The organism is Kitasatospora sp. NPDC059803, from assembly GCF_042732255.1.
In the GTDB taxonomy this organism is placed as follows: Bacteria; Actinomycetota; Actinomycetes; order Streptomycetales; family Streptomycetaceae; genus Kitasatospora.
On the sequence record NZ_JBHWIJ010000060.1, the window covers coordinates 28112 to 33802 of the forward strand.

The following is a 5691-nucleotide window of genomic DNA, read 5'->3' on the forward strand; positions in this document are numbered from 1 at the left end:
CGATCCGACGTGTTGGGGCACTATCCGGCGGACGGCCCGCCTTCCGGGGGCGGGCCGTCCGTCATCAGGTCAAACGATCTTCGAGCCGGCCGGTTACGGCCCGGGCCCCTTGTCGGCCGTCCTCAGTGGCGGCGGTGCGCGATCTCGACGTTCTCCAGGACGCCGACCGCGTCCGGCACCAGGATCGCGGCCGAGTAGTAGGCGCTGACCAGGTACGAGATGATCGCCTTCTCGTCGATGCCCATGAAGCGGACGGACAGCGAGGGCTGATACTCGTCCGGGATGCCGTTCTGGTGCAGGCCGATGACGCCCTGGTTGTCCTCACCGGTACGGATCACCAGGATGGAGCTGGTGTTCTCCTTGGTGATCGGGATCTTGTTGCACGGCAGGATCGGCACCCCGCGCCAGGCCGGCACCTGCTGCCCGCCGAGGTCGACGTGGTGGGGGTACAGGCCACGGGCGTTGAACTCGCGGCCGATCGCGGCGATCGCGCGCGGGTGGGCGAGCAGGTAGTCGGGGTCGCGGCGGCGGTTGAGCAGCTCGTCCAGGTCGTCCGGGGTGGGCGGGCCGGAGTGGGTCTGGATCCGCTGGTCGAAGTCGGCGTTGTTGAGCAGGCCGAACTCCGGGTTGTTGACCAGCTCGTGCTCCTGGCGCTCGCGCAGCGCCTCGATGGTCAGCCGGAGCTGGTGCTCGACCTGGTTCATCGGCTCGTTGTACAGGTCGGCGACGCGGGTGTGGACCTTGAGGATGGTCTGCGCGACGCTCAGCTCGTACTCGCGGGGCTTGAGCTCGTAGTCCACGAAGGCGCCGGGCAGCTCGAACTCGCCGTGGTGGCCGGCCGACATGGCGATCTCGGCCTCGCCGCGCTCGTTCTGGGCCTGCTGCGGCAGGGCCAGGAACCCGAGCAGGTGCTCCTGGAGGCTCGGCGAGTTGTCCCGGATGGCGGCGAAGTCGCGGCGGGTCAGGGTGAGCGCGACGCCGGCGGTGGCGGTCGTGGCGGTGAACTCCCAGGCGGCGTCCGGGTTCAGCAGGGCGTCGTCGCCGAAGCGGTCGCCGTCGCCGGCCACGCCGACCACGGTGTCGTCGCCGTACTTGCCGGTGCCGATCTTGTTGACCTTGCCGTGCGCGATCAGGAAGATCCGGTCGGCGGCCTCGCCCTGGGTGGTGAGCACCTCGCCGGGGCCGAAGTCGCGCTGCTCGCAGCGGTCGGCGAGGGCGGTCAGCACCTCCTCGTCCTCGAAGCCGCGCAGCAGGGCGAGCTCACCCAGCTCGGCGGGGATCACCCGGACCTGGGAGCCGGTCTTGATGAACTCGACCACACCGTTGCCGACGGTGTAGGTGAGCCGTCGGTTGACACGGTAGGCGCCGCCGGCGGCCTGTACCCAGGGAAGCACCTTGAGCAGCCAGCGGGAGGTGATCTCCTGCATCTGCGGTGCGGACTTGGTCGTGGTGGCAAGGTTGCGGGCAGCGGCCGTCGTGAGGCTGGACTGCTGCGGGACCTGCGCTGTCTCCGGGCTCGTGTCCACGGGCATCGGCAGGGGTCTCCATTCATCTGGTCGGATCACGCGGTCAGGGTCGGACGGCGACGGAGTCGTCCCTGCCCACCCCGACTGATGCCATGACGGATCATCAGACACGCGTATCGATGGGGGTGTTGGCGATTCATCGCGATCACGGCCACCGTCTCCCGGCGGCCCATCGGGAACCCTAGATCACCAGCGCCCGGCCGGACCCGCGCGGAGACCGACTACCCCCCGATAGGGTGAATCTGAAGCAGTCCCATTCCGTTCGGGCCCCAGGTCGCGAGAACATCCGTTCGCCACCGCGGATCCCGCGCGACCGACGCCCGCCCGCGACTGCCCGCGCGCCCGGACAAAGCGGACAGGCGGCGTACCTCCCGTACGACAGGCGTACCTCCCGTACGACATCGGCGGGAGCGGATCGTCAACGGGGGCGGCGAAACGGGGCAGGTCAGCTGCGCCCCGACCATGGGCACCGGCCCGCCACCGGGCTCCGGGCACGCGAACGGCCCGTCAGGTGCCGGGACGGGGGCGGCCGGCACCTGACGGGGGATCGGGGATGCGCAGTGGGGGTGCGACGGGGAAGCGGCGAGGGCAGCGCCGGTCGGGCGATGCGTCAGGCGCAGGCGATCTGGCTGCCGGGGATGCCGACGATGCCGGAGTTCTTGGCCTCGCCCCCCTTGTACTCGTAGTACAGGTAGGAGTAGAAGTCGATCCTGGTCGCCGCGCCGCAGGTCGAGTCCGGCGCCACGGTGTAGGTGACCGTGAAGCTGCTGGTGGCACCGGGGGCGAGCGGCACGTTGTACCGCGCGATCCCGCCGTGGACGTTGTCGCTGCAGCCGTTGGTCTGGGTGCCGCAGGCCGTGGCGGCGAACTTGAGGCCGTTCTCCAGACTGGTCTGGTAGGTCGGCTGAACGCTCTGGTACACGAACTGGATCGGCGTGTCGTACGGGTTGCTGAGCGTCAGGGTCAGGGTGAACTCGCCGCCCCGGACGGTCGTTTGCCGGTCGGAGACGGCCGTGAAGGGCAGCGGGGTGTCGGCCTGGGCGGGTGTGGCGGAGAGGAGCAGACCGACGGCGAGGGCCGGGCACGCGGCGAGGGCGACACGGCTCAAATGTGTTCTGCGCATGACCAAGGAGCGTAGGGCGCCGTACCGGTTCCGTTGCCCCGCTCCGCCCCGGTCCGTACCGACGCACGAGTCGGGGGCGGACACCGTGGACCAGCCCGGCCGCGTTCCGCCCCCACTCCCCCGCCCGGGGCCCTATGCTTCGCCCGCCGCCCCGGACGGCCACCCGAGGCCCGTCGCCCGGCGGGCCGGCGCCGGTCCGGCCGCCCCTGGCCCGGCCGGTTCAGGCGGGCGGCGGCAGGATGTCGCAGAGCGCGGCGAGCGCCGCCGGGTAGGCGTGGTCGGGCGGCGTGGCGTAGCCCACGACCAGGCCGTCCATGACCGGCATGGCCTCCGGGCCGATCCCCGGGTGCCGGAAGTCGGCGAGCCCGTCCAGGCCCAGGCCCCGGCGGGCGGCGGCCTGGAGCACCGCGTGCTCGGTGCCGGGCTCCAGCCGCAGGACGGCGTGCAGGCCGGCCGCGACGCCGGAGACCCCGACGTGCGGGGCGCTCGCCGCCAGCGCGGCCACCAGCTGGTCGCGGCGCTCCCGGTAGCGGCGGCGCATCCGCCGCACGTGCCGGTCGTAGCCGCCGGAGTCGATCAGCTCGGCGAGGGTCAGCTGGTCCAACGCGCTGGCCCAGCCCTCGCGTTCGCCCTTGGCGGCGAGCACCCGGTCGACCAGGTGGTCCGGCAGCACCATCCAGCCGAGCCGCAGCGCCGGCGACAGGCTCTTGCTGACCGAGCCGAGGTAGACCACCCGCTCGGGGTCGAGCCCCTGGACGGCGCCGACCGGCTGGCGGTCGTAGCGGAACTCGCCGTCGTAGTCGTCCTCCAGCAGCAGGCCGCCGCGCCCGCGCGCCCAGTCGACCACGGCGGCGCGGCGGCCGGCGTGCAGCGGTCCGCCGGTCGGGAACTGGTGGGCGGGGGTGAGCAGGGCCGTCCGGACGTCCTGACGGTGCGCCAACCCGCCGAGCCGGGCGCCGTGTTCGTCGACCGGAAGGGGCACGGTGGCGACCCCGGCGGCGGCCAGCAGCCCGCGGTGGAACCCCAGCCCGTACGCCTCGACGGCCAGCGGCCCGGTCGCCTCGGGCGGCAGGGCGGGCGCCCCGCCGGCGAACAGCAGCCGCAGCGCGTGGGCGAAGCCCGAGCAGACCACGATCCGGTCCGGGTCCGTGCGCACTCCGCGGACGCGGGCCAGGTAGTCGGCGAGGGCGGTGCGCAGTTCGGGCCGTCCCTGCGGATCACCGGGCCCGAAGGCCTCGTTGGGCGCCGCGGTCAGCGCCCGCCGGGCGGCGGCCAGCCAGGCGGTGCGCGGGAAGGACGCGGCGTCCGGCTGGCCCTGGCGCAGGTCGTGGACGGGCCCCGGCCGCAGGGAGGGTCGAGGGGACGGGCTCGGCGGGACGGGCTCGGCGCGCTCGGCGACGGCGGTGCCGGAGCCCTGACGGGCGGTCAGCCAGCCCTCCGCGACGAGTTCGGCGTACGCCTCGGCGGCGGTGTTGCGGGCCAGCCCGAGGTCGGCGGCGAGCGCACGGTACGGCGGCAGCCGGGTGCCGGGGGCGAGTCGGCCGCTGCGGATCGCCTCGCGCAGGGCCGCCATCAGCGCGGCACGGCGGCCCCCGACGGCGGGGAGGTCGAGGTGCAGGTCGCTGCCGGTCGGGTGGGCGGGCCCGGTGGGGTGCGCGCCCGGCGTTTCCGTCATGGTCACGCACCCTACCCGCCGCCGCCCGGCCCCCTGCCGGGCGGCCCGGCCCGCGCTACGGCACCACGGTGACCGGCCAGCGGCCCGCCTTCACCAGGCGGACGGCGACCGAGCCGATCACCCGGTGCCCGGCCTGCTCGGAGGCGCCGACCACGACGGCGTCGGCACGCAGTTCGTCCGCGAGCTTGGCCAGCCCCGTATAGGGGTCGCCGCGCATGGTGAGGAAGCGCCATTCCACCCGCCACACCTCCTTCACGTGGTGCTCGGCCTCGCGCAGGGCGGACAGCAGCTCGTCCGCGATCTCCTGGGTGGTCTCCTCCACCGCCGCCCCGGCCAGGGCGGTGGCCGCACCCAGGATCGGCTGGACGTAGGCGACCGCGAGGGTGGCGCCCTGCCGGCGGGCCAGCCCGGCGGCGTAGGCGGTGGCGCGCCAGGAGGAGTCGGAGCCGTCCAGCCCCGCCAGGATCACCTTGGGCCCGTCCGTCCCCAGTTCGAAGCCCGCGGGGGCCGCTGCCACCCCGGGCTCCTCGGCGCCGCCGACGGCCTCCATGTCCTCTGCATCGCTCTCGTTGCTCATGGCCCCGAGGCTATGCCCGCCACCGTGCGTGAGCGGAGGGGGCCCTCCCGGTGAGGGTTGTGGTGCGGGCCACCCGGGGCGCCGGACGGTGCGGCGATTTCGACACCGGGGGCTGGTGGGCCGTCACGCGCTGTCGACGATGTGGGCGGGCTCACAGGGCATGCGGCGTGACGCAGGCCACTTCGCCGAGTGGTTTGATCTTGCAAATGGTGGCAAATCGGGCCAAATCATGTCATTTCCTTGATCCTTACGACCGGTAACAGCCCCCTGACGTGCCTAAACCTCCAAATCCTTGAAACCGCCTCAATCGCCCCCGTACCTTCGAACTCGTTGCACCAAGCACTCCGCTCCGGTCGGCCTCACCGCCCCGGATCCGGAACGGTGCCGGACCAGGCGAGCAACGTGTCCCCCGAAACCAACGGCCTTCCGAGGGCCTGGTTCCGCACGCTCGCAGCCCCCTCCGAAAGGACCCGCATGACTTTCCGTAACGAGACTGCCGCTGCCACCACCACTGCCACCCCGAAGCGCCGCAACCGCGTCCGGATGGCTCTGATGGCCGGGGCGATCACCGCCCTGCCGGTCGCCGGCCTCGTCACGGCCACCAGCGCCTCCGCCGCGCCGGCCACGGTCTGGGACAAGGTCGCCTCCTGCGAGGCCACCGGCAACTGGGCCGTCAACTCCGGCAACGGCTTCTTCGGCGGCCTGCAGTTCACCTCCAGCACCTGGGCCGCCTTCGGCGGCACCGCGTACGCCCCGCAGGCCCACCAGGCCACCAAGGACCAGCAGATCG

5 protein-coding genes are annotated in these 5691 nt (G+C 73.2%); 1 reads left to right on the forward strand and 4 read right to left on the reverse strand.

The window, feature by feature from the left end; all coding sequences use genetic code 11:
* Positions 1-122: 122 nt before the first annotated feature.
* The 4 genes from ACFV6I_RS13085 to ACFV6I_RS13100 form a co-directional block, all read right to left on the reverse strand.
* Entirely contained in the window at positions 123-1532 is a 1410-nt protein-coding gene (locus ACFV6I_RS13085) for a family 2B encapsulin nanocompartment shell protein (RefSeq protein WP_063350619.1), read from the reverse strand.
* A gap of 604 nt (positions 1533-2136) precedes the next feature.
* Positions 2137-2649, reverse strand: coding sequence for a hypothetical protein (locus tag ACFV6I_RS13090; RefSeq protein WP_063350618.1), 513 nt, complete (start codon positions 2647-2649; stop codon positions 2137-2139).
* A 220-nt stretch (positions 2650-2869) separates the two neighbouring features.
* Complete coding sequence (locus ACFV6I_RS13095) at positions 2870-4324, reverse strand: PLP-dependent aminotransferase family protein (protein ID WP_380425043.1); 1455 nt, start codon at positions 4322-4324, stop codon at positions 2870-2872.
* A 55-nt stretch (positions 4325-4379) separates the two neighbouring features.
* The gene (locus ACFV6I_RS13100; protein WP_063350616.1) at positions 4380-4874 is read right to left on the reverse strand and encodes a universal stress protein; all 495 of its coding nucleotides are present in this window, start codon (positions 4872-4874) and stop codon (positions 4380-4382) included.
* 501 nt (positions 4875-5375) lie between these two features.
* Between ACFV6I_RS13100 and ACFV6I_RS13105 the strand changes: the two genes are divergently transcribed.
* On the forward strand, positions 5376-5691 hold a 316-nt coding region (locus tag ACFV6I_RS13105), incomplete at its 3' end, for a transglycosylase family protein (protein ID WP_380425045.1).

Bases quoted from the DNA above. Each gene is read 5' to 3' on its own strand.
- ACFV6I_RS13085 (WP_063350619.1), bottom strand. From the start codon at position 1,532: ATGCCCGTGGACACGAGCCCGGAGACAGCGCAGGTCCCGCAGCAGTCC.
- ACFV6I_RS13090 (WP_063350618.1), bottom strand. From the start codon at position 2,649: ATGCGCAGAACACATTTGAGCCGTGTCGCCCTCGCCGCGTGCCCGGCC.
- ACFV6I_RS13095 (WP_380425043.1), bottom strand. From the start codon at position 4,324: ATGACGGAAACGCCGGGCGCGCACCCCACCGGGCCCGCCCACCCGACC.
- ACFV6I_RS13100 (WP_063350616.1), bottom strand. From the start codon at position 4,874: ATGGAGGCCGTCGGCGGCGCCGAGGAGCCCGGGGTGGCAGCGGCCCCC.